Source organism: Halorarum salinum, assembly GCF_013402875.1.
GTDB classification, from domain to species: domain Archaea; phylum Halobacteriota; class Halobacteria; order Halobacteriales; family Haloferacaceae; genus Halorarum; species Halorarum salinum.
Genome location: NZ_CP058579.1, coordinates 3,902,331 through 3,924,481 on the forward strand (window position 1 = coordinate 3,902,331; position 22,151 = coordinate 3,924,481).

The 22,151-nt window shown below is 71.1% G+C and carries 20 protein-coding genes; 12 read left to right on the top strand and 8 right to left on the bottom strand.

The window, feature by feature from the left end:
* Positions 1–32: 32 nt before the first annotated feature.
* Together HUG12_RS19745 and HUG12_RS19750 are read right to left on the bottom strand one after the other, a co-directional pair.
* Positions 33–476, bottom strand: a complete 444-nt coding sequence (locus tag HUG12_RS19745) for a VOC family protein (RefSeq protein ID WP_179270417.1) — start codon at positions 474–476, stop codon at positions 33–35.
* Positions 477–547: 71 nt separating this feature from the next.
* Positions 548–1,150: a DUF7097 family protein gene (locus tag HUG12_RS19750; RefSeq protein ID WP_179270418.1), complete on the bottom strand. Its 603-nt coding sequence runs from the start codon at positions 1,148–1,150 to the stop codon at positions 548–550.
* 258 nt (positions 1,151–1,408) lie between these two features.
* On the opposite strand from HUG12_RS19750, the gene HUG12_RS21545 reads away from it, so the two are divergent.
* From HUG12_RS21545 to HUG12_RS19775, 5 genes are all read left to right on the top strand, one after another.
* Positions 1,409–1,720, top strand: a complete 312-nt coding sequence (locus HUG12_RS21545; RefSeq protein ID WP_246308214.1) for a DUF192 domain-containing protein — start codon at positions 1,409–1,411, stop codon at positions 1,718–1,720.
* 188 nt (positions 1,721–1,908) lie between these two features.
* The gene (locus HUG12_RS19760; RefSeq protein WP_179270419.1) at positions 1,909–3,480 is read left to right on the top strand and encodes a 2-isopropylmalate synthase; all 1,572 of its coding nucleotides are present in this window, start codon (positions 1,909–1,911) and stop codon (positions 3,478–3,480) included.
* Between the two features lie 455 nt (positions 3,481–3,935).
* Positions 3,936–4,283: a hypothetical protein gene (locus HUG12_RS19765; RefSeq protein WP_179270420.1), complete on the top strand. Its 348-nt coding sequence runs from the start codon at positions 3,936–3,938 to the stop codon at positions 4,281–4,283.
* 100 nt (positions 4,284–4,383) lie between these two features.
* The gene (locus HUG12_RS19770; protein WP_179270421.1) at positions 4,384–4,884 is read left to right on the top strand and encodes a gamma carbonic anhydrase family protein; all 501 of its coding nucleotides are present in this window, start codon (positions 4,384–4,386) and stop codon (positions 4,882–4,884) included.
* A gap of 50 nt (positions 4,885–4,934) precedes the next feature.
* Positions 4,935–5,249, top strand: coding sequence for a hypothetical protein (locus tag HUG12_RS19775; RefSeq protein ID WP_179270422.1), 315 nt, complete (start codon positions 4,935–4,937; stop codon positions 5,247–5,249).
* A gap of 206 nt (positions 5,250–5,455) precedes the next feature.
* Here HUG12_RS19775 and HUG12_RS19780 read toward each other — a convergent pair whose 3' ends face one another.
* Complete coding sequence (locus HUG12_RS19780) at positions 5,456–6,133, bottom strand: hypothetical protein (protein ID WP_246308099.1); 678 nt, start codon at positions 6,131–6,133, stop codon at positions 5,456–5,458.
* A gap of 1,138 nt (positions 6,134–7,271) precedes the next feature.
* Between HUG12_RS19780 and HUG12_RS19785 the strand changes: the two genes are divergently transcribed.
* From HUG12_RS19785 to HUG12_RS19800, 4 genes are all read left to right on the top strand, one after another.
* A complete protein-coding gene (locus HUG12_RS19785) occupies positions 7,272–8,042 on the top strand; it encodes an IclR family transcriptional regulator (protein WP_179270424.1) in 771 nt (256 codons plus the stop codon).
* Positions 8,043–8,197: 155 nt separating this feature from the next.
* On the top strand, positions 8,198–9,400 hold the full coding sequence (locus HUG12_RS19790; RefSeq protein WP_179270425.1) for an MFS transporter: 1,203 nt from the start codon (positions 8,198–8,200) through the stop codon (positions 9,398–9,400).
* Between the two features lie 101 nt (positions 9,401–9,501).
* Complete coding sequence (locus HUG12_RS19795; RefSeq protein ID WP_179270426.1) at positions 9,502–9,933, top strand: universal stress protein; 432 nt, start codon at positions 9,502–9,504, stop codon at positions 9,931–9,933.
* Positions 9,934–10,116: 183 nt separating this feature from the next.
* Positions 10,117–13,083 (top strand): FAD-binding and (Fe-S)-binding domain-containing protein, encoded by a 2,967-nt coding sequence (locus HUG12_RS19800; RefSeq protein WP_179270427.1) that lies wholly within the window; start codon positions 10,117–10,119, stop codon positions 13,081–13,083.
* A 79-nt stretch (positions 13,084–13,162) separates the two neighbouring features.
* On the opposite strand, the gene HUG12_RS19805 is transcribed toward HUG12_RS19800, so the two are convergent.
* The 3 genes from HUG12_RS19805 to HUG12_RS19815 all read right to left on the bottom strand — a co-directional run bounded on the left by HUG12_RS19805 (position 13,163) and on the right by HUG12_RS19815 (position 16,504).
* Positions 13,163–14,368: a CaiB/BaiF CoA transferase family protein gene (locus HUG12_RS19805; protein WP_179270428.1), complete on the bottom strand. Its 1,206-nt coding sequence runs from the start codon at positions 14,366–14,368 to the stop codon at positions 13,163–13,165.
* Between the two features lies 1 nt (position 14,369).
* Positions 14,370–15,146 (bottom strand): enoyl-CoA hydratase/isomerase family protein, encoded by a 777-nt coding sequence (locus HUG12_RS19810; RefSeq protein ID WP_179270429.1) that lies wholly within the window; start codon positions 15,144–15,146, stop codon positions 14,370–14,372.
* 155 nt (positions 15,147–15,301) lie between these two features.
* The gene (locus tag HUG12_RS19815; RefSeq protein WP_218836363.1) at positions 15,302–16,504 is read right to left on the bottom strand and encodes an MFS transporter; all 1,203 of its coding nucleotides are present in this window, start codon (positions 16,502–16,504) and stop codon (positions 15,302–15,304) included.
* 168 nt (positions 16,505–16,672) lie between these two features.
* Here HUG12_RS19815 and HUG12_RS19820 point away from each other — a divergent pair, with 168 nt between their 5' ends.
* From HUG12_RS19820 to HUG12_RS19830, 3 genes are all read left to right on the top strand, one after another.
* Positions 16,673–17,728 (top strand): isocitrate/isopropylmalate dehydrogenase family protein, encoded by a 1,056-nt coding sequence (locus tag HUG12_RS19820; protein WP_179270431.1) that lies wholly within the window; start codon positions 16,673–16,675, stop codon positions 17,726–17,728.
* Between the two features lie 159 nt (positions 17,729–17,887).
* Positions 17,888–18,820 (top strand): D-2-hydroxyacid dehydrogenase, encoded by a 933-nt coding sequence (gene ddh / locus HUG12_RS19825; protein WP_179270432.1) that lies wholly within the window; start codon positions 17,888–17,890, stop codon positions 18,818–18,820.
* A gap of 31 nt (positions 18,821–18,851) precedes the next feature.
* A complete protein-coding gene (locus HUG12_RS19830; protein WP_179270433.1) occupies positions 18,852–19,865 on the top strand; it encodes a YeiH family protein in 1,014 nt (337 codons plus the stop codon).
* A 159-nt stretch (positions 19,866–20,024) separates the two neighbouring features.
* Here the strand turns inward: HUG12_RS19830 and HUG12_RS19835 are convergent, their stop codons facing one another.
* Together HUG12_RS19835 and HUG12_RS19840 are read right to left on the bottom strand one after the other, a co-directional pair.
* The gene (locus HUG12_RS19835; protein ID WP_179270434.1) at positions 20,025–21,542 is read right to left on the bottom strand and encodes a tripartite tricarboxylate transporter permease; all 1,518 of its coding nucleotides are present in this window, start codon (positions 21,540–21,542) and stop codon (positions 20,025–20,027) included.
* Entirely contained in the window at positions 21,543–22,130 is a 588-nt protein-coding gene (locus HUG12_RS19840; RefSeq protein WP_179270435.1) for a tripartite tricarboxylate transporter TctB family protein, read from the bottom strand. It abuts the gene before it with no gap.
* Positions 22,131–22,151 lie beyond the last annotated feature (21 nt).

A 22,151-nucleotide genomic window follows, 5' to 3' on the forward strand; every position in this document is an offset into this window, starting at 1 on the left:
GGTTCGCGCGGCGGATCGGCGGTCGTCGGGGTTCAGAGCTCCGTCGGGTCGAACCGCCGGTTCTCCCCGCCCCACTCCTCGCGGTCGCGTTCCTCGCGGACGTCGAGGTACACCTCGACGCCGTTGCCGTCCGGGTCGTCGAAGTAGAGCGCGAGCGAGATGCCGTGGTCGACCGGCGACACGTCGACCTCGCGCGCGCGGAGTCGTTCGTACGCGCCGGCGAGGCTCTCGGCGTCGGCCACCTCCCACGCGGCGTGGTAGAGCCCGACCGGCCCGTCCGACCCGGTCGACGCCGATCCGGCGTTCGGGACCTCCTGCAGGGCGAGGTCGTGGTGGTGCTCCCCCAGGGTGAGGAACGCGAACCGGCCGACGCGTTCGGCGACGGTCAACCCGTCGAGGACGTCCGCGTAGAACTCGATCGCGCGCTCGACGTCCCGGACCTTGAGGTGGACGTGTCCGAGGTGATCGACGGTCATGTCGTCGGGCAGGCGCCCGCACCGGAAAGTCGTTTCCCGGTCGGCAACCGGCGGGGCCGGACCGCCCCCGCTCAGCCGCCGTCCCGGCGCTCGCGCGCGGTGGAGAAGCCGTACTCGCCCATCTCCGCGCCGCGGCGGGACTCCCGCTCGGCGATCGCCTCGGGGTCCGGGGACGCGTCGTCTGCGACGCGCGCGAATCCGTTGTGTACCTTGGCGTGACACCACCGACAGAGCCCGACGGTTATCTCGTGGCCCGGCAACTCGTCGCCGGCCTCGTCGTCGCGGTTCGCGTCGGATGCCTCGGATCCCGAGTCGGGCCGGCTTCCCGACCTACGAGCGCTCGACGCGACCCGGCTCCCGTACGAGAGGTGGTGTTCCTCGACCAGCGGCCGACTCGCGTCGTGGGCCATCCGGACCTCCTCCAGCCCGCACCGGGCGCACTCCTTCCCATCGGTCGTCGACCGGTAGTGTGGACAGTCGGCCCAGTCGGCGTCCTCGTCCGCGACGAGACACTCGTACCCGTCCGCGCGTCGTTCGGCGGCGAACTCGGGGTCGTCGCCCGCCCGGTCGAGCGCGTAGCGACACCGGCCGTCGCCGGTGAGGTGGTCGCACGGCCCGGCGTGCTCGTACGGGTCGTCCACGCCGACCGGCGTTCCGTCCGGCGTCCGCTCCATACGGCCCGTGGTTCGTCCTCGCGGTTAAGCCCTTCTCGTGGCGTCTCCGGGGGTCCGGTCCCGACACGAGCCCGGCTTCGAGCGTCCGCGAGGCAGTCTTCTAAATCGTATTTCGCGATAGCGAATTCCCGCCGGAACGGAACGGTCAAGTCCCGCGCCCCGGACCGGCAGGGCGTGCAGGTCGTCCACCACGCCGAGAGCGAACCCGCCGATTCGGGCGCCGTCGCCGACGAAACCGCCGGCTCCGGGGACCACCGCGTGCTCGCGGCGAGCGCCGACGCCGCCGACTCGCTCCTCGCGCAGGCCCGCGGGCTGATGTTCCGGCGATCGATCCCGAACGACTACGCGCTCGTCTTCCGGTTCGACGGCGCCACGTCCCGAAGCCTCCACATGCTGTTCGTCCCGTTCGCCATCGACGCCCTGTGGCTCGTGGACGGCGAGGTGACGAAGCGGAAACGGCTGCGGCCGTGGGTCGGACTCGGCCGGGGCGAGGCGGACACGATCGTCGAACTGCCCGCCGGCGCGGCCGACGGCGTTGACGTCGGCGACCGGGTCGAGTTCCGACCCTGACCGGGGGGCGCCCGTGACGCGGCCGTACCCGATCGAACCGCTTCGATCGAAACCCGGCCCGAGCGGAGCCCCACCGACCCCGCAGTCGTTCGCCCGTCTCGCAATTCTTGCGGGCCCGACAGACCGACCTGTCCGGTCGGCCCGGTTTATCCGCCCGCGACCCCGAGGGGGAGCCGAGCACATGACTCGTGAACGCTTTATTCGGGTGCGGACCCGATAACGCTCGATCCCTCGATCCGACCGACGTAACGTTCCTCGACACGACGCTGCGCGACGGCGAGCAGATGCCGGGCGTCTCGCTCTCGGCCGACGAGAAGGCCGACGTCGCCCGGGAGCTCGACGCCGCCGGCGTGGACGTCGTGGAGGCCGGCTCCGCGTGCACCAGCGCCGCCGAGCGCGAGACCATCAGTCGCGTGACCGGCCTCGGGCTCGACGCGACCGTCACCAGCTTCGCGCGCGGCGTGCGCGCCGACGTCGACCACGCGCTGGACTGCGACGTGGACGGCGTGAACCTCGTCGTCCCCGCCAGCGACCGCCACGTCGAGACGAAGGTGGGCGCTTCCCGGGAGGCCGTCCTCGAGCGAACCGTCGAACTGGTGGAGTACGCCCGCGAGCACGGACTCTGGGTCGAGGTGCTCGGCGAGGACGGCTCCAGGGCCGACCTGGAGTTCCTCGACCGGCTCTCGGCGGTCGCGATGGAGGCCGGCGCGGACCGCGTCTGCTACTGCGACACCGTCGGGGCCGCCTCGCCCGAGCGCACCGCCGAGGTGGTCTCGACGCTCGCGACCCACGGTCCGACCTCGGTCCACACCCACGACGACCTGGGGCTGGCGAACGCGAACGTGCTGGCCGGGCTGAACGCCGGCGCCGACCTGGTCCACGCCACCGTCAACGGCGTGGGCGAACGCGCCGGCAACGTCGCGCTCGAGGAGGTCGCCGTCGCGCTGGAGCGCTGCTACGGCGTCGAGACGCTCGACCTGGAACGGCTCTACCGGCTCGCCCGCGGCGTCGCCGACGCCACGGGCGTCCCGCTCGGCGCGAACAAGGCCGTCGTCGGCGACAACGCGTTCGCCCACGAGAGCGGCATCCACACGGACGGCACGCTGAAGGACGGCCGGATGTACGAGCCGTACCCCCCGGAGACGGTCGGCCGCGAGCGCCGCCTCGTCCTCGGGAAACACGCCGGACGGGCCGGCGTGAAGGCCGCCCTCTCCGAGCAGGACTTCGACCCCGACGACGACGAACTCGACGCGATCGTCGCCCGCGTGAAGGACCTCGGCGACCGGGGCAAGCGCGTGACCGACGCGGACCTCCGCGCCGTCGCGGCGGACGTGCTCGGCCGCGAGCGCGAGCGCCGGGTCGAACTGCTGTCGCTCTCGGCGACCAGCGGCGCCGACGTGCCGACCGCGAGCGTCCGCCTGCTGGTCGAGGAGGAAGAGCGGACGGCCGCGGGCACCGGGAGCGGCCCGGTCGACGCGGCGGTCGAGGCGGTCCGCTCGGCGCTCGGCCCCGACGCGAACGCGGCGCTGGAGTCGTACCACGTCGACGCGGTGACCGGCGGCACCGACGCCGTCGTCGCCGTCGAGGTGACGATGCGCCGGGGCGACCGCACGGCCACGGTGTCGGCCGCGGACGCCGACATCACCCGCGCCAGCGTCGAGGCCGCCGTCGACGCGCTCGACCGCCTGCTCGCGGAGGAGGCGACCGCCTCGGGGGTGGGCGCGGACGTGGACCCTGAGGAGGAGGTCGAGGCCGACTGATCGGGAACCGACCCGACGAAGTCCGGTGAACCGACGGGTCGGCGCGCGGCGGCCGCGCCTCCGTGCGCGGCCGGATCGCGCGAGGGACGAGCACCGGAGCGAAGTGAGCGAAGCGAACGAAGCGAGGAGCGTAGGAGGCTGGGGAGGGTGAGGCTGCGGTCCGGGCGGGACTGAAAGGGGCCGTGACGCTCGACGACGTTCACGAGAGCTGCGCTCTCGTGAGCTCACGAGACGCATGGCGTCTCGTGAACGGCGGACCCGTCGAGCACCACGGTGCGAACGAAGTAAGCGCGAGGAGCGCAGGCGTGGTCCCCCGAGTCGAGCGTCACGGGGGCTTTCGAGGTCGCCGTATTTCGACCATGATGAGGCCGCCCGAGACGGATGCCCTCTGCTGCCCGGTCCACGGCTCCCTCCACCCCGCACAGATATCACCTCCAACGACGTTGGACCGACCGATGCTCACCCTCCGCCGGCGGACGCTCGCGGCCGCCCTGCTGGCCGGCAAGGGGCTCGACGCCGTCTCGACGGTGGTCGTGCTCTCGCTGTCGGACTCCGTCCGCGAGGCGGTCCCGCTCTCGCGGGCGCTGATGGCCGCGTTCGGCCCCGTCGGCGGGATGGCCGTCCTCACGGTCGTCACGATGGTCGTGGTCGGCGTCCTCGCCGAGTCGGGCGTGCTCGTGGACCGCCTCGTCGACGGCGGGACGCCCGACTGGTACGTCCCGGGGCTGCGCGCGACGGTGTATCTCGGCTGTGCGGCCTGGTTCGCGCTCGTCGGCCTCTGGAACCTCTCGCACCTGCTGTGATCCCCGTCCCCGACGCGGGGCCGGACCGGCCGGACCGCGTCCGGCGGTGAAATCGGTCGGGAGCCACAGGTTCAAGCGGTCCGCCGCTGCAGGGTGGGCCGTGATACGCTCCTTCGACGGGACGACGCCGCGGGTCGCGGAGTCGGCGTACGTGGACGAAGCGGCGGTCGTCGTCGGCGACGTCGTCCTCGAATCCGGGGCGAGCGTCTGGCCGAACGCGACGCTCCGGGGCGACAGCGGCCGCATCGTCGTCGGCGAGCGGGCGAACGTCCAGGACAACGCCGTGCTCCACGAGGACGCCGTGCTCGAAGCGGAGGCGACGGTCGGCCACGCCGCGGTCGTCCACGCCGCGACGGTCGGGGAGGGCGCGCTCGTCGGGATGAACGCCGTCGTGCTGGACGACGCCCGCGTCGGCGAGGAGGCGATCGTGGGTGCCGGGTCGGTCGTCACCGAGGGGACCCGGATCGACCCCCGGACGCTGGCCGTCGGCACGCCGGCCGAGTCGAAGACGGACCTCGGGGATGCGAAGGCGAGGGCGCCGGCCGAACACTACGCGGGGCTCGGGGCGCGGTACGAGGAGACGTCCGAGCGGGTCGACTGATCGGGAGCGGAGTTCGGATTTTTAAATAGGAGGGCGCGCTACCCCGGGTCGTGTACGAGGTGGAGGTGAAGCCGTCGGCCCGGAAGGCCAACGGCGCGGTCGGTGGGCTCGTCAACCGCGACGGGATCCGGCACGCGTTCGAGAGCCGAGCGGCCGCCGAAGCCTGGGCGAGCGGGCTCTCCGAGTCGGGCCGGCGCCCGGTGTGGATCCGGAGCGCCCACCCGACCGACCGGAGCGACGTCGACGGCTACCTCGTGAGCCGCCAGCGGCAGCTGCTCGACCTCGAGGGCGCCTACGACAAACGCCGGCGACGGCTCCGCGGCGGGTCGAGCGAGCGCGGGACGCTCGCCTCGTACGACCCGTGAGCCGACCCCGCGGCCGGGCCACGGGAGCCGTATCGGGCGGGGTCGCCGCGTTCCTGCCGTGGGCCGGCGTCGCCGTCGCGGCCGGCGCCGGACTCCTCCGGCTCGCCGTCTCGCCGGTTCGGGCCGCCGAGGGGACGCCGTCCGACCGGGCGGATGCGTCGGCGACGGATCGACGGTCGGGGACCGATTCGATCGGACTTCGATCGTCACCCGAGCGCGGAGTCGACGCCCGTCGTCACCGGTCCCTCGAGGCGGTCGGCCAGCGGGTCGAGGTGGCCGTCGCCGACGACGGCGACGACGTCGCCCTCGTGGCGGAGCCGTCCGAGCCGGTTCGACATGTACGACTCGCGCGCCGTGTCGCGGAAACGGACCGCTCGCGGGGGTTCGAGCGCGTTCAGCACGCCCCTGGCCCGCCGGATCTGGCTCCGCTCGTCGGCGGCCTGTCGCGCGGGGTCGTCGGTCCCGTCGGTCCCGTACTCGATCGGCGGGTCGACCTCCAGCCGAACCGACGTCAGCGAGGCGAGCGAGGCGGCCGCCCCGCAGGTGACCGCCGTCCTCGTCGCCGTCGCGAGGTACTCGAACACCCGCCGGGCCGTCGCGAACGACGCGCGTTCCCGGAGCAGGGTCCGCCCGAGTTCGGCGAGGAACCCCGGCGTCGGGCCGTCGACGCCGACGACGCGGTCGGTGGACGCCGCCTGGATGGCGGCGCTCATCTCGCCGCCGAACGGCGGCGGTGACCGGACGTCACGGGCGTACTGTTCGTAGAGTCGGACGGCGAGCGGGGGGAGTTCCAGCGCGAGCACGTCGGGCTCGAGCGCGGAGACGACCTCGCTCGCGCGGTACGTGCTCGCCGGGTGATCGTGGACGACTCCGACGAGGGTCACCGTGCCACGCGCTCCCGAGACCTGCCGAAGGCTGTCAGTCGATAGACGTGGGTCCGTGTCGTGTTCCATGTTGTCGGTCGGCGTCGCGACCGTTCGCGCCTACCCCGTGGTACGGTAAGCTACCCATAAGCCTTGTCTTCGGCCGGCGAGGCGGGATCGACGGGCGCCGAACGCGGGGCGGCTGACGGGACCGGTCGCACGGGAACGACTTCCGTCCGTAGACCGCCCGTGTCGGAGTGTGAACGGCTGCTACGAGTATTCAGGACGACGCGCGACCGGTTCCGTCCGGCCGTCCCCGTTCGGTTCGTCGTACCGTCCGCTTCAGGTCCGGCCCGGCCGGCGTCGTCCGAGATCGCCGAAAGTATAATTCTCGTTACCGGATACTTTTACCATAAACATACAGTCACTTTCCGCGAGCGGGATCGGCGGCCGTCCCCTGACCGGCGGTGCCGACCCGCGGACCGGTTTCGGTCGCTCCCCCGGACCGTCGGCCGATCCGATCGCGTCGGCACGTTCCTCGGACGGGATCCGCTTCGACCCTCGTTCGCCTCGGAGAGGTTCCCCGTGGCGAGGGACCCGATCGCATCCGGCATGGCGATCGCCTCGCGTTCGTGTGATCGACTCCGCCTGGTTCCGACGGAGGTGTTCCGGACGGTCGTCGGTTCGGCCGGCCCCGCACACGGCGTGTTCCGAATCGTGTCGCCCCCGACGGCGCCCTCACGACGGTCCGCCTGGACGGCCCCCGTACTGACGATACGATCGTCCATCTCCGACGTAACAGTGCGATGTTTTTCATGTATGAGTTTCTGTCTGTTTCCGACGAAACGTTCCGTTCTCGTCGTGGCAGTGAGCGTCCCGTCCGGGGACGAGCGCGGGTCGACGGCGTTACTCACATAGGGCTGTAACTCCCGGCTTCGCCCCGGGTCCGACGGGCGGGGTCCGAACGTACGGGACGCCGAGTCGGCGGGGAGACGGCCTCGTGGGCGCCGACTGATCGGCCCCGACGGGGTCGGCGGCGCGTCTCGACGCCCGGAGCGGCGACGAGACCCGACGGCGGAACGGAGGCGGGCCCGCTACCGGTATCGGCAGATATATCCTAATATGTGGGTTTGAACCCGTCGCGCGCTGTTCGTTAGGCATGGGCAAGGGGATAAAGTCGGTGGCGAAGACGACCGAGACGTCCTTCGAGATCGTGGACGCGCTCGTGGAACTCGACGGCGCGACGATCGACCGACTATCCGAGCATCTGGGACTGTCTCCGAGCACGGTCCACCGGCACCTGGCGACGCTTCGAAAGCACAGCTACGTCGTCCAGAACGGGGACGCGTACGACGTCGGCCTGCAGTTCCTCTCCGTCGGTGGCTACGCACAGCGGCGCGTCACGGCGTATCCGATGATCAAGGAGAAGGTGGACGAACTCGCCGCGGAGACCGGGGAGCGGTCGCAGTTCATCGTCGAGGAGCACGGGAGGCGAGTGTACCTCTACACCGAGGTCGGCAAGAGCGCGGTCCAGACCGGCGCACACGTCGGCAAGCGCGGCGACCTGCACGTGAGCGCCGCCGGGAAGGCGATCCTCGCCGAACTCGACCGGGAGCGGGTCGACGAGATCGTCGAGCGGCACGGCCTCTCCAGGCCGGGACGCGACAGCATCACCGGTCGCGAGGAGCTCCACGAGGAACTGGACCGGATCCGGGACCGCGGCTACGCGTTCAACCGACAGGAGTCGACCGCCGGCGTCCACGCCGTCGGCGCCGCCGTGACCAGGTCCGACGGGGACGTCGTCGGCGCCCTGAGCGTCTCCGGGCCGGCTAACCGGATGACCGGCGACCGCCTCACGGAGTCGTTGCCGGGTCCCGTGCTCGGCGCCGTCAACGAACTCGAGTTGCACATCGAACACTCCGTGCGGTAGCGGGCCGTCGCGTCGCGCGCCCGATCGGATTCTCATCCGCCCGATCGCATCGTCATCTCCTCATCCGCCCGGTCACGTCGTCGCCGGCATCCCCGCTACGCCCGCGGATCTCCGCCACCCCGATTCTTTATCCCCCTGCCACGTCGTGAGGCCACATGGACGGCAACGACCGGGGACTCGTGAAGTTCACGGTGCTCGGGCACGCCCTCTTTCACACCTACGAGCTGTCGATCCCGCTTTTCGTCGGGCTCTGGATGGACGAGTTCGGCGTCTCGGCGGCGGCGATCGGCGTCGTCGTCGGCGCCGGCTACGCGCTCATCGGCGTCGGCGCGCCCGTGAGCGGGGTGCTGGCGGACCGGCTCGGTCCACGACGGCTCATCCTCCTTTCCATCGTCGGGATGGGCGCGGGGTTCGCCCTGGTCGGGTTCGCCACCGGCCTCGTCTCGCTGGCGCTCGCGGTCCTCGTCTGGGGGACGTTCGCCAGCCTCTACCACCCGGCCGGGCTGTCGCTCATCAGCCGGTCGGCGGAGGCCCGGGGCACCGTCTTCGCCTACCACGGCGCCGGGGGGAACGTCGGGACGGCGGCCGGTCCGCTCGCGACCGCGCTGCTGCTGCTGGCCGTCGACTGGCAGGTCGCGGCGGTCGCGCTGGCGGCCCCGGCGGTGCTCGCGCTCGTCGTCGGACTGCGGATCGAGTTCGAGACGGTCGAGACCGACGACGACCGCGACGCCGAGACGCTGGTCGAGGAGGTCCGGCGGACGGGCCGGGACTCGCGGGCGCTGTTCACCGTCGCGTTCACCGTCGCCTTCGTCGCGGTCCTCCTGTACGGGACGTACTATCGCGGGCTGCTCACGTTCCTCCCGGACGTGCTGGCCGAATCGCCGTTCCTGGTTCCCGTCGAACTGCTCGACAGGGAGGTCGACCCCGCGCAGTACGTGTACACCGCGCTGTTGACCGTCGGCATCGCGGGGCAGTACGCCGGCGGCCGCCTGACGGACCGCCTGCCGAGCACGACCGCGTTCGTGGGCGCGTTCGCGCTCCTCGCTGGACTGGCGCTGCTGTTCCCGGTGGCGCGGACCGTCGGCCCGGTCGCGCTCGTGGGGGTCTGTCTCGCGCTCGGCTTCTTCGTGTACGGGACCGCACCCATCTACCAGGTCGTCGTGGCCGAACGGGCGCCAGCCGACGTGCACGGGCTCTCGTACGGCTTCACGTACCTCGCGATGTTCGGCGTGGGCGCGCTCGGGGCCTCGATCGCGGGCTTCGTGCTCACCCACGCCACGAGCAACGGACTGTTCGTCGTGCTCGCGGGGCTCGCCGTCGCCGGGACCGGGTTCGTCACGGCGCTCCGTCGCCTGTGATCGCGACCCACCGGTCGGCGGCCGCCGCGAACCCGCCCGTAGCGGCCGCGGAGCGACCGTGCATTTAAGTTTTCCCGGAGTGACCCCCACACGACATCACCATGACGGTCATCGCGTGCGTCGACAGGAGCGAACAGGCCGCCGAGGTCGTCGCGGAGGCGGCCCGACTGGGGGAGGCGTTCGGCGAACCCGTCCACGCGGTTCACGTACTCACCCGCGAGGAGTTCGTCGACCTCGAGCGGACGAGCGTCGACGACACCGGCCGCGCAATGCCCCTCGACCGGATCAGGGAGGTCGCCGCCCGGATCGCCGAGGAACGGGTCGAGGACGCCGGCGTCACGGCCGAGGCCGTCGGGCTCGTCGGCGATCCCAGCGACGAGATCGTCAACTACGCCGACGAACACGGCGCCAGTTACGTCGTCGTCGGCGGCCGCAAGCACTCCCCCGTCGGAAAGGCGCTGTTCGGCAGCGTCGCACAGTCGATCCTCCTCGACGCCCACCACCCCGTCGTCGCGCTCGCGCGCGAGGAGTAAGGAGGCAGTCGTGGGAGCGAGGAGGAAGGAGGCAGTCGAGGGAGAAGAGACCGCGGTCGTGACCCCTTCAGGACCGGTTGCCCGCGAACCGAGCACCGGCTGGAGACCGATCGGGATACCCCAACGACAAACGTTTAGTACGCGACACGGCTACCCCGTCACGGTAACGCTTCCCACTCCACAATGACCGTCGAACCTCGTTCCGAGACCGACCCGGCCGGCGACGCGCGTTCAGACTACGACTACGTCACCGACGACGTCGCGCGTCCCGGGCTCGTCGCCGACCTGCGGGACCGGGTCGACGGCGAGGTCCGGTTCGACGAGTACACGAAGCAACTGTACGCGACCGACGCCAGCGCCTACGAGGTGACGCCGGTGGGGGTCGTCTTCCCCACCTCGACCGACGACGTGGCCGCGGTCGTCTCCTACTGCGCCGAGCGCGGGATCGCCGTGTTGCCGCGGGGCGGCGGGACGAGCCTCGCGGGACAGACCGTCAACGAGGCCGTCGTGCTCGACTTCTCCCGGTACATGAACGGCGTCGTCGACGTCTCCCCCGGCGACCGGACCGCCACCGCGGAGGCGGGCGTCACCCTGGGGAACCTCGACGCCGAACTCGAACCGCACGGGCTGAAGTTCGCGCCCGACCCCTCGACGGCCGACCGGAGCGCCCTCGGCGGCGCCGTCGGCAACAACACGACGGGCGCACACTCGCTGAAGTACGGCAAGACCGACGCCTACGTCGAGGAGCTCGAGGTCGTGCTGTCCGACGGGACGGTCACGACGTTCGGGGAGGTGACGCTCGCGGAACTCCGCGACCGCGCCGACCCGGAGGGCGACCTCGAGGCCCGCATCCACGCCGAGGTCGCCCGGATCGTCGACGAGGAGCGGGAGGCCGTCGAGGAGGCGTACCCGGGCATCAAGCGGAACGTCTCGGGGTACAACCTCGACGTGCTGCTCGAGGAGGCGGAGGAGGGTGCGGTCAACCTCGCGCGGCTGCTCGTCGGCAGCGAGGGAACGCTGGCGGTCGTCACGGAGGCGACGGTGTCGCTCGAGCCGATCCCCGAGACCAAGGCGCTCGGCCTGCTGACGTATCACAGCCTCCTGGAGGCGATGGAGGACGTCGGCGCGATCCTCGAACACGATCCGGCGGCCGTCGAAGTGCTCGACGGCGTGCTCCTCGACCTCGCGCGCGACCTCGAGGAGTTCACGGACGTCGTCGGCGTCCTCCCCGACGAGACCGACACGTTCCTCCTGGTCGAGTTCTACGCCGACGACGACGCCGAGCGCCGCGAGCGGGTCGAAGCGCTGCTCGACGACCGCGTCGGCGACGTCGCCTTCGACGGACTGGAGGCGTACGACCCCGCGGAGCAGAAGGACTTCTGGAAGATGCGCAAGGCGTCGACGCCCATCCTCCTCTCGCGGACGGGCGACGAGAAGCACATCGCCTTCATCGAGGACCTCGCGGTCCCCCCCGAGCACCTCCCCGAGTACGTCGCCGACTTCCAGCGGATCTTCGAGGAGCACGACACGTTCGGGAGCTTCTACGCCCACGCGGGACCGGGCTGTATGCACGTCCGCCCGCTGGTCAACACCAAGACCGCCGAGGGCGTCGAGACGATGGTCTCGATCTCCGACGCCGCGACCGACCTCGCCGTGGAGTACGGCGGCAGCGTCTCCGGCGAGCACGGCGACGGGCGCGCCCGGACCCAGTGGAACCGGAAGCTGTACGGCGAGCACCTGTGGAACGTGTTCCGCGACCTGAAGACGGCGTTCGATCCGGACTGGCTGCTCAACCCGGGGACGGTGTGTGGCGACGTCGACATGAGCGAGAACCTCCGGTTCGGCCCCGAGTACGAGTTCGACGCCGGCCTCGACCCCGCGCTCGAGTGGGACAACGAGAACGGCTTCCAGGGAATGGTCGAACTCTGTCACGGCTGCGGGGGGTGCCGGGGCGACCAGCGGACGACCGGCGGCGTCATGTGCCCGACCTACCGCGCCAGCAAGGAGGAGATCACCTCGACCAGGGGGCGGGCGAACATGCTCCGGCAGGCGATGAGCGGCGACCTCCCCGAGGGGGAGCAGTTCGACGTGGAGTTCATGCACGAGGTGCTCGACCTCTGTGTCGGCTGCAAGGGCTGTGCGAGGGACTGCCCGAGCGAGGTCGACATGGCGAAGCTGAAGGTCGAGGTGGAACACGAACACCACGAGCGAAACGGCGTCCCCCTGCGGACGAGGCTGTTCGGCCACATCGGGACCCTCTCGGCGGTCGGCAGCGCGCTCGCGCCGGCCTCGAACTGGGCGTCGAAGCTGCCCGGCGCCCGGCTGCTCCTGGAAAAGACGGTCGGAATCGCCCGCGAGCGCTCGCTCCCGACGTTCCACCGCGAGTCGCTGGCCGACTGGTTCGACGCGCGCGGCGGGTCGAAGGTGTCCCCCGAGGAGGCCGAGCGGCGCGTCCTCCTGTTCCCGGACACGTACACGAACTACAGCGACCCCGCGACCGGCAGGAGCGCCGTGCGGGTGCTGGAGGCCGCGGGGGTCCGCGTCGACGTCCCCGACGGCGTGAACGACAGCGGCCGCCCGGCGTACTCGAAGGGGCTGGTCGACGTCGCCCGGGGTCACGCCGAGGCGAACGTCGCCGCCCTCGCGCCGAAGGTCCGGGACGGCTGGGACGTCGTCGTCGTCGAGCCCTCGGACGCGGTGATGTTCCAGTCCGACTACCTCGACCTGCTGTCCGGCGAGGACGCCCGGACGCTGGCGGACGCGAGCTACGGGGTCTGTGAGTACTTCGACGCGTTCCGCCTCGACGGGAACGTCGCGTTCGACGCGCCCGACGAGCGCCTCACGTACCACGGCCACTGCCACCAGAAGGCGAAGAAGAAGGACCACCACGCGGTGGGCGTGCTCCGCCGGGCCGGCTACCGGGTCGACCCGCTCGACTCCGGCTGCTGTGGGATGGCGGGGACGTTCGGCTACGAGGCCGAACACTACTCGATGAGCCGGGCGATCGGGCGGATCCTCTTCGACCAGATCGACGGGAGCGACGGCGAGGGCGTCGTCGCCCCGGGGGCGTCCTGCCGCACGCAGATCGGCGACGAGTACGGCGGGAAGCCGCCCCACCCCGTCGAGCGGCTCGAGCGGGCGCTCGCGTAGCCCGTCGGTCCGGCCACGCGACCCGACGGAGGTCGTTCGCGTCCCCGGAGCGCTCGGAAGCGCCGCGTCGGCGTCCGGCTCAGTCGGGGCCGAACGCGTCCCCCTCGACCCACTCGTCGAGCGTCGACTGGTCGCCCGCCACCCCGGCGAACACGTCCTCCGTGTGCTCGCCCAGACGCGGCGCCGGGGTCCGGACGACGGACTCGTCGTCGTACTCCGGGTACCGGAGCGGGTGGCCGGGGAGGTCGAACTCGCCCCAGTCCGGGTCCTCCACGCGCTCGGTCAGCCCGCGTGCACGCGTCTGCTCGTGGGTCGCGACGTCCCCCACGTCGTTGATGGGGCCGTTCGGGAAGCCGTACTCGGTGAGCGTCTGGAGCCAGTGGTCGGTGTCGCGCTCCGCGAACTCCTCCTGGATGATCCCGACGACCGTCTCCCGGTGCTCGCGACGCTCGGCGTTCGTCCCGTACTCCAGGAGCTCCTCGCGGCCGAGCATGTCGACGAAGTCGCCCCAGCGGTCGTCGCTCGGGACGCCGGTGACGACGGCGCCGTCGGCCGTGTCGAACACCTGGTAGGGGACGAGCGTCTGGTGGCTCTGCCCCTGTGGACCGGGAACCGACCCGGTCATCGAGTACTCGGTCAGGTACTCGTTGAGCAGCGTCACGATGGCGTCGTACAGGCCGACGTCGAACTTGCCGTTGAACTCCCCGGCCGGGGTCCGGTCCCGCTCGTAGAGGCGGCCGAGCACGCCGATGGCCGCGAACATGCCGGCGGTGAGGTCGCCGACGGCCTGGCCGACCTTCACCGGCTCGCCGCCCTCGGGGCCGGTGACGCTCATGATGCCGCCCTCGGCCTGGAGGATGAGATCGAGGCCGGGCTTCGCCCGCAGCGGGCCGGTCTCGCCGTACCCTTTGATGCTCGCGTAGACGATGGACGGGTTGCGCTCGGCGACGTCCTCGTAGCCGATGCCCAGTTTGTCGACCACGCCGTGCCCGAAGTTCTCGACGAACACGTCCGCCTTCCCGAGCAGCGAGAGCGCGGCCTCGGTCCCCGCGTCGGTCTTCAGGTCCAGGGTGACCGACTTCTTGTTCCGGTTGTTCGCCATGAAGTAGCCGGACCTGCCCTCCGGGCCGACCCCCTGCGAGCGGGCGGGGTCGCCGGCGCCCGGCCGCTCGATCTTGACGACCTCCGCGCCCATGTCGGCAAGCAGCGCGCCGCAGAACGGCCCGGCGCGGTGGCCGGTCATCTCCACGACCGTCAGGTCAGAGAGGAGCTCGTAGCCCGCCATCTCACTCGTTGAACTCGTCGACGAGCGTCCGCCGCTCCTCGCTCGCGAACTGGTCCCACCACAGGTCGGCCTCGATCTCGCGGGCCTCCGCCGACGTCTCCGCCTCGACGGCCGCGTTGATCGCCCGCTTGGAGTTCTTGACCGCCCCCCGGCCGGTGTCCCGGATGCCCGAGACGATGCCGTCGACGGCGTCGTCCAGCTCCTCGGCGGGAACGGCGTGGTTCACGAGGCCGATCCGCTCGGCCTCGGGGGCGTCGATGTAGCCAGCGGTGAGCACGAGCTCCTTCGCCTTCGCCTCGCCGACGAGTTCGACCGCCCGCCGGTTCGACCCGCCGGTCGGGATCTGTCCGATGTCCGTGACGGGGACCGCGAACTGCGCGTCCTCAACGGCGACGCGCACGTCGCAGTACATCGCCAAGATGAGCCCGCCGCCGACGCAGTAGCCGTTGATCTTCGCGACGACCGGCGCGTGGCACTCGTAGGGCTTCCGGTACATCTCGTAGAACAGCTCCTGGCGGTCCCGCTGCATCGGGTCGTGGTCCTCGGCCGGACCCGCGTACTGACCGATGTCCGCGCCCGCGGAAAACGCGTCCTCGCCCGCCCCGGTGACGACGACGGCGTCGATCGAGCGGTCGAGCGCGATCTCGTCGAACGCCCGGGAGAGGTCGAGCATCACCTCGTCGTTCATCGCGTTGTACTTCTCGGGCCGGTCGAGCGTGATCGTCACCACGCCGTCCGACTCCGAGACGTCCACCGTACTAAACGGTCCGTCTACCATACGGAAAGACGGACACCGGCCGCCAAAAAGGTTCGTGAGGCGCTGGTCGGCCACACGATCCACACCGCCGTCGCCGGATCGGGTCGGAGTCGCGGTCGCCTCATCCGCGAGCGCCCGGACTACGGGTCGCCCGGTCCCCGGTCGCCCCCGCCGAGTCACGCCTCCGTCACGAACGGGAGGAGGACGATGCCGAGCGCGGCGACCCCCGCGAGCCCGAGGTACGCGGCGTCGAAGTGGCCGCGCTCTGCGGCCGCGCCGACGAACACCGGGCCCGTCGCGCCGAGCGCGATCTGGCCGGTGCGGAGCAGCCCCAGCCCGCTCCCGCGCATGTCCGACGGCACCGCGTTGACCAGGTACGTCTGCGTCAGCGGGGTCACGCCGAGCAGCGCGCTCGAGACGGCCGTGACGACCGCGACGCCCACGAGACCGTCGACGAACGGGAGCGCGGCGAGCGAGAGCGTGGAGACGCCGATGACGACCGCCAGGGTCCGCCGGCTCCCGAGCGTGTCCCGGCCGAACCCGGCGAGCGGTTGGACGACCACGCCGGCCGCGAAGAACAGGCCGAAGAACGTCGCCGCGAGGCTCGGCGAGAACCCCTTCGCCTCCACGAGGTACGTCGGGTAGAAGCCGGTGAACCCCTGGTAGACGAAGAAGAGGAACAGGTGGACCCCCGTGACGAGCAGGATCCGCCGCTTCGCGATGCCGCGCGCGACGTATCGGAGCGTCGAGACGGAGAGCGAGTCGACCGCGCTCCCCTCCGTGAGCCGTCCCGGGACGGCCCGGAACAGCACGACCGCCATCAGGAAGAACAGCGGGACGGTCACGCCGAAGCCGAGCCGCCACGACGCCGCGGCCGCGAGCAGCCCCGCGGCGACCGGCAGGGCGGCGTTCCCCAGTTCACCCGCCGAGAGCGTGAGGCCGACGGCGACCCCCTCCCGGTCGTCGTAGATCGCCGACAGGATGGTGAACCTCGCCGGGCCGAACAGCGCCGTCGAGAAGCCGAACGTCATCGTCGCGGCGAACAGCATCGGCGCGGACGTCGCCGCGGCGACGAGGGCGACGGTCGTCCCGGAGACGACTGTGCTCGCGACGAGCGCGTTCCCCTCGCCCAGCCTGTCGCCGAGGATCCCGCCGGGGAACTGGCCGACGGCGTAGGCGACCCAGAGCGACGTGACGAGGAGGCCGGCGACGGTGAGGCTCAGCGAGAACTCCTCGCGGAGGTACGGGAGCAGGGCGGGGAAGACGAGACGGACCCCCAGCGAGAGGAACCAGCCGCCGGCGACGGCGACGAGCACCCAGCCGCGCCCGTCGGCGGTCAGGTCGCGGACGAGCGCCCGCAGTTCGTCGCCACGAAACACGGGTTCGAGGACGGCGAGAGCAGTCTTCACTCTGATGGTTCCGGGCATCGACGGGCGCGACCGGTCGCGCGACGGCGACCCGGTTCCACGCATCCGGCGCGGGGGCCCCCGGCCGCACCGTGTCACCGCCTCGCAAAGTTTTATGAGCGGACCCGGTCTCGTTCCCCCATGGCCTATCAGATCGCGACCATCCCGGGCGACGGCATCGGCCCGGAGGTGGTCGACGCGACCCTGCCCCTGCTGGAGGACGTCGCCGACGCCGAGGGGTTCGCCCTCGAGTTCGACCGCTACGACTGGGGGACCGAACGCTACGTCGAACGGGGGTCGATGATGCCCGACGACGCGCTCGCGACGCTCGAGGGGAGCGACGCCATCCTGCTGGGCGCCGTCGGCCACCCCGACGTCCCCGACCACGTCACGCTCCACGGACTGCTGCTCCCCATCCGGAAGGGGTTCAACCAGCAGGTGTGCGAGCGTCCCTCGGTGCTCTACGAGGGCGTCGAGAGTCCCCTCCGCGGCTACGGACCGGGCGACATCGACTTCGTCGTGTTCCGGGAGAACACCGAGGGCGAGTACTCCGACGCGGGCGGCCGCGTCCACGAGGGGTTCGACCACGAGGTGGCGATCCAGAGCGCCGTCTACACCCGCGAGGGGACCGAGGCCATCGTGCGGGCGGCGTTCGAGGCCGCCACGGAGCGGGAGGGGACGCTCACCAGCGTCACGAAGTCGAACGCCCAGGCGTACGGGATGACGTTCTGGGACGACGTCGTCGCCGACGTGGCGACCGACTACCCCGACGTGGAGCTCGAGGAACTGCTCGTCGACGCCGCCAGCATGGACCTCGTCCGGCGGCCCGAGGAGTTCGACGTGCTCGTCGCGTCGAACCTGTTCGGCGACATCCTCACCGACGTCGGCGCCATCGTCACCGGGAGCATGGGGCTGGCGCCCTCGGGGAACGTCAACGTGGAGGGCGAGTACCCCTCGATGTTCGAGCCGGTCCACGGGAGCGCCCCGGACATCACCAGCGAGGGGATCGCGAACCCCATCGCGACCGTGCTGTCGGCCGCGATGCTGTTCGAGAACGTCGGCGAACCCGCAGCGGCCCGACGGCTCGAGACCGCCGTCGAGTCGCTGCTGGCCGACGAGTCGGCGCCGCGGACGCCCGACCTCGGCGGGGACGCCACGACGGCGGCGGTCGTCGCGGCGCTCGGCGAGCGCGCCTGAGCCGGGGGTCGACCGGGGACCGCCCTCGTGGGTCGTCCGGAGCGGTCCGCGTCGCCCGCCCCCGCCGCACGCCCGAATCCCCCGCCGGTGGCTCCCGTCGAACCAGCCGAAAGGGTGGGGATTCGTAACCTTCAACTCCCGCGTTTGTCAACTACGGTCATGGTTACGCAGGTCGAGCGGCTGTTCGTCCACGAGTCGGTCGAGAGCGTCGTCCCGAAGCGGGCGTTCCGCGACGCCTTCGACGACCTCGACGTTCCGTGCGAACTCGTCGGCGACGGCCGGACGTACGAGGCGGGCGACGCGGTCGCGACGTACGTGCCGCGGCCCGAGTTCCTCGACGCCGGGTGGATCCATTGCACCCGCGCCGGCTACGACGAGTTCGACGCCGACGCCTACGAGGCGGCCGGCGTCCCGCTCACCAACAGCACCGGGATTCACGGCGCCACCGTGGGGGAACTGGCGATGGGATACATGCTCTCGTTCGCGCGGCTCCTCCACGTGTACCGCGATCACCAGAACGAGCGTGACTGGCACCGGCCCGAGTACGAACGTCCCTTCACGGTCGAGGACGAGCGGCTCTGCGTCGTCGGCCTCGGCACGCTCGGCCGGGGCATCGCCGAGCGCGGCGACGCGATGGGGATGGACGTGGTCGGCGTCCGCCGGTCGGGCGACCCCGTCCCCGGCGTCGGGACCGTCTACACCCCCGACCGGCTCCACGAGGCGATCGCGGACGCCCGCTTCGTCGCGCTCGCGGTCCCCCACACGCCGGCGACGGAGGCGCTGGTGAGCGACGAGGAGTTCGGGACGATGCGCGGGGACGCGTACGTCATCAACGTGGGCCGCGGCCCGGTGCTCGACCAGGAGGCGCTCGTCCGGGCGCTGGAGTCGGGCGAGGTCGCCGGCGCCGCGCTGGACGTGTTCGAGACCGAGCCGCTGCCGGAGGACTCGCCGCTGTGGGACCACGAGGAGGTGATCGTCTCGCCGCACAAGGGGTCGGCGACGAACCGCTACCACCTCGACCTCGCCGAGGTGGTGAAGGAGAACGTCCGCCGCATCGGGTCTGGCGAGGAACTGCGGAACCGGGTCGCGTGAGTCCGGTGGTCGAGGGTCCGGGGTTCCCACGGTGAGTCTGGGAACCCGGCTCCGACGGTCGCTCCCCGGTCTCGCCGTCCTCCTGGTCCTGGGTGCAGTCGCCCGACCCCTCGCCGCGCTCTCGCCGTCGGTGAGCGAACTCCTCGTCGCCGTCGCGCTGGGCGCGCTCGTCGCCAACACGGTGGGCGTGCCGGCGCGCCTGGAACCCGGCGTCGGCGGACACACGCGGCTCCTGGAGGCGGGGATCGTCCTGATGGGCGCCACGGTCGCGTTGGGCGCGGTGCTCGAGGCCGGACCGGCCGTCCTGGGGCTGGTCGTGGCCGTCGTCGCGTCGACCGTCCTCGTCGTCGAACTGCTCTCCCGGGCCGTGTTCGGCCTGGACCGCGAACTCGGGTCGCTGCTCGCCGCCGGATCGGGGGTCTGTGGCGTCTCGGCGGTCGTGGCCGTCGCCGGCGGCATCCGCCCCGACGAGGAGCACGTCGCGTACGCGGTCGGGACGGTGCTGTTGTTCGACGCGGTGACCCTGTTCGCCTACCCGGTCGTCGGGGCGCTGCTGGCGGTGCCCGACGTCGCCTTCGGGATCTGGGCCGGGCTGACGATGTTCAGCACCGGACCGGTCGTCGCCGCCGGGTTCGAGTACTCCCGGGTCGCCGGCCAGTGGGCGACGATCACGAAGCTGACCCGGAACCTCCTGATCGGCGTCGTCGTGGTCGCGTACTCGGCGTACTACGTCCGCCGCCGCGGCTCGGCCGCTGACGCGGTCGGGAGCGTCCGCCTGCTGTGGCGGGAGTTCCCGACGTTCGTGCTCGGCTTCGTCGCCGTCGTGTTGCTCGCCAACGCGGGGGTTCCGGGCGAGCGCGGGACCGAGGCGATGGACGCCGCGTCCGGCTGGTGTTTCCTCCTCGCGTTCGTCGGCCTCGGCCTCCGGATCCGGCTCGAGGAACTGCTCCGGACGGGGGTCAGGCCCGCGCTGACGGTGCTCGTCGCCTTTGGGCTGGTCAGCACGACGACGCTCGCCGTGGTCCTGTGGCTGTTCCCGGCGTGACAGTCGGCGGACGGGGCGGCCGGTAACGACTCCGGGGCGTTCGGACGAAGCTCCGGCGGAGGACGGGCGGGCAGGGAGAACGAACGAGGCGGGGGAGAACGGCGGAAGTCGGCGGAGGAGGACGGGGGAGGCGGCGAACGGGGAGGGTCGCGAGCGAGCCTACGACCCGACCCTGTCGATCGTCTGCCGGACGTACGGCCCGAGGAACGGGCCGAACAGCACGACGAAGATGGCGATGACGATCATCAGCGAGAGCGGCCGGTTGACGAAGATGCTCCACGAGCCGCCGGAGATGCTCAGGGATCTGAACAGGTTCTCCTCGGCGATCGGCCCGAGCACGATGCCGAGCACGAACGCGATGACCGAGTAGTTGTAGCGCACCATGTAGAAGCCGTAGACCCCGAGCACGAGCACCGCGAGGACGTCGACCCAGTTGTCCGCCAGCGTGTACGCGCCGGCGAACGAGAGGACGACGACCATCGGGATGATGACGTTCGTGTCGAGGTCGGTGATGCGGCTCGCGTACGGGATGACCGTGTACCCGACCGCGAGGATGGCGAAGTTGCCGAGGAACAGCGAGACGAAGATCGCGTACGTGAACGAGAGCTGTTCGTCGAACAGCACCGGCCCCGGCTGGAGCCCGTGCATGAGGATGCCGCCGAGGAGGACCGCCGTCGACCCGCTCCCGGGGATGCCGAACGAGAGCGTCGGGACGAGCGACCCGCTCACCGTCGGGTTGTTCGCGCCCTCCGGGGCGATGATCCCCCGTGGGTCACCCTCCCCGAAGCGGCCCCCGATCCGCGAGCGGGCCTCCTCGGCGTACGCGACGAACGTGGACGTCGTCGCGCCCGACCCGGGGACCATCCCGATGCCGATGCCGATGAGCAGCGCCTTCACCATCGACTTCGGGTACTTGAACACCTCCCTGATGCCGGCGCGGATGCTCCCGCCGAGTTCGACCGCCTCGTCGGTGATCGTCTTCTGGGCTGCGAGCTTCATCATCTCGGCGAACGCGAACATGCCGATGAGCGCCGCGACGAAGTTGATCCCCTCGTACAGCGCGAGGCTGCCGAAGGAGAACCGCGGCGTGGGGCTGAAGATGGCGACGCCGATGGTGGAAATCATCAGCCCGAACGCCCCCGACACGAGACCCTTGACGATCGACCCGTCGGTGACGATGGTGATGAGCGAGATGCCGAGCACCGCGAGGAGGAAGTACTCCGGCGAGCCGAACGCGAGCACCACCTCGATCAGCAGCGGCGAGAGGATGACGAGGATGATCGCCCCGAGGAAGCCGTTGAGCGCCGAGGACGTCGTGGCGATGGCGAGCGCGTTCTTCGCCAGGCCGTCCTTCGCCATCGGGTAGCCGTCGAGCGTCGTCGCCGCGGCCGACTCCGTCCCGGGCGCGTTGAGCAGGATGGCGGCGACGCTCCCCCCGTACATCGCCCCGCTGTAGATGGCGACGAGCAGGATGATCGCCGCCTCGGGCGGCAGCGGGATGGTGAGCGGGAGCGCGATGGCCATCGCGACCGGGGAGCCGATGCCCGGCAGCGCCCCGAGCACCATCCCCGCGGTCAGGCCGAGCAGCATCCAGCCGAGGATCGAGGGGGTGAGCGCGATGTTGATCCCCTCGAACAGCGACGCGACCGCGTCCTGGAGCAGTATCGGCGTGACCATCTACAGCAACCCCTGCGTGAAGACGTACTGCCCCTGATCGAACGGGATGAGCAGGTACTCGATGAAGAGGTAGATGATGGCGGTCGCGAGCGCCGCGAGGAGGAGACTCAGCCACCACCGGACCTTGAACCACTGCGTGTACGCGACGACGAACAGCGGCGTGACGTACAGCATGCCGGCGGCGTACCCGGCGGCGAGATAGAGCGTGGAGAGGACCATCATCACCACGGTGTCGTTCACGTGGAACCCGTAGTCGGTTCCGAGCGTCTCGCGGCGGACGTCCTCCTTCTCCTCCACCTCCTCGGTCCGCTTCTCCTTCTCGTCCATGAACTCCTTCGTGGTCTCCCCCGAGGTGATGCTCACCTCCTCGACGACGAAGCTCCGGATCGGCCCGGGGAGGTACGACCCGACCAGCAGCAACGCGGCGCCGACGACCACGATCGCTCCCGTGTACTGCGGGAAGATCGACGCGTTGCGCGAGTAGTCCTCCAGGTCCGGGATGACGTAGAAGACCGTCCCCAGCACCATCAGGGAAACCAGCATCACGTGCTCCGGCGTGATGTTTGCTACCCTGCTCCTTACTGTCATGGACTATATGGCAGATAGCGA

Excerpts from the sequence above, each read along its gene's own strand:
- HUG12_RS19745 (WP_179270417.1), bottom strand. The coding sequence starts at position 476 with ATGACCGTCGATCACCTCGGACACGTCCACCTCAAGGTCCGGGACGTC.
- HUG12_RS19805 (WP_179270428.1), bottom strand. The coding sequence starts at position 14,368 with ATGGCGGGCTACGAGCTCCTCTCTGACCTGACGGTCGTGGAGATGACC.
- HUG12_RS19800 (WP_179270427.1), top strand. The coding sequence starts at position 10,117 with ATGACCGTCGAACCTCGTTCCGAGACCGACCCGGCCGGCGACGCGCGT.
- HUG12_RS19795 (WP_179270426.1), top strand. The coding sequence starts at position 9,502 with ATGACGGTCATCGCGTGCGTCGACAGGAGCGAACAGGCCGCCGAGGTC.
- HUG12_RS19840 (WP_179270435.1), bottom strand. The coding sequence starts at position 22,130 with ATGACAGTAAGGAGCAGGGTAGCAAACATCACGCCGGAGCACGTGATG.
- ddh (WP_179270432.1), top strand. The coding sequence starts at position 17,888 with ATGGTTACGCAGGTCGAGCGGCTGTTCGTCCACGAGTCGGTCGAGAGC.
- HUG12_RS19785 (WP_179270424.1), top strand. The coding sequence starts at position 7,272 with ATGGGCAAGGGGATAAAGTCGGTGGCGAAGACGACCGAGACGTCCTTC.
- HUG12_RS19765 (WP_179270420.1), top strand. The coding sequence starts at position 3,936 with ATGCTCACCCTCCGCCGGCGGACGCTCGCGGCCGCCCTGCTGGCCGGC.
- HUG12_RS19835 (WP_179270434.1), bottom strand. The coding sequence starts at position 21,542 with ATGGTCACGCCGATACTGCTCCAGGACGCGGTCGCGTCGCTGTTCGAG.
- HUG12_RS19790 (WP_179270425.1), top strand. The coding sequence starts at position 8,198 with ATGGACGGCAACGACCGGGGACTCGTGAAGTTCACGGTGCTCGGGCAC.
- HUG12_RS19810 (WP_179270429.1), bottom strand. The coding sequence starts at position 15,146 with ATGGTAGACGGACCGTTTAGTACGGTGGACGTCTCGGAGTCGGACGGC.
- HUG12_RS19820 (WP_179270431.1), top strand. The coding sequence starts at position 16,673 with ATGGCCTATCAGATCGCGACCATCCCGGGCGACGGCATCGGCCCGGAG.
- HUG12_RS19750 (WP_179270418.1), bottom strand. The coding sequence starts at position 1,150 with ATGGAGCGGACGCCGGACGGAACGCCGGTCGGCGTGGACGACCCGTAC.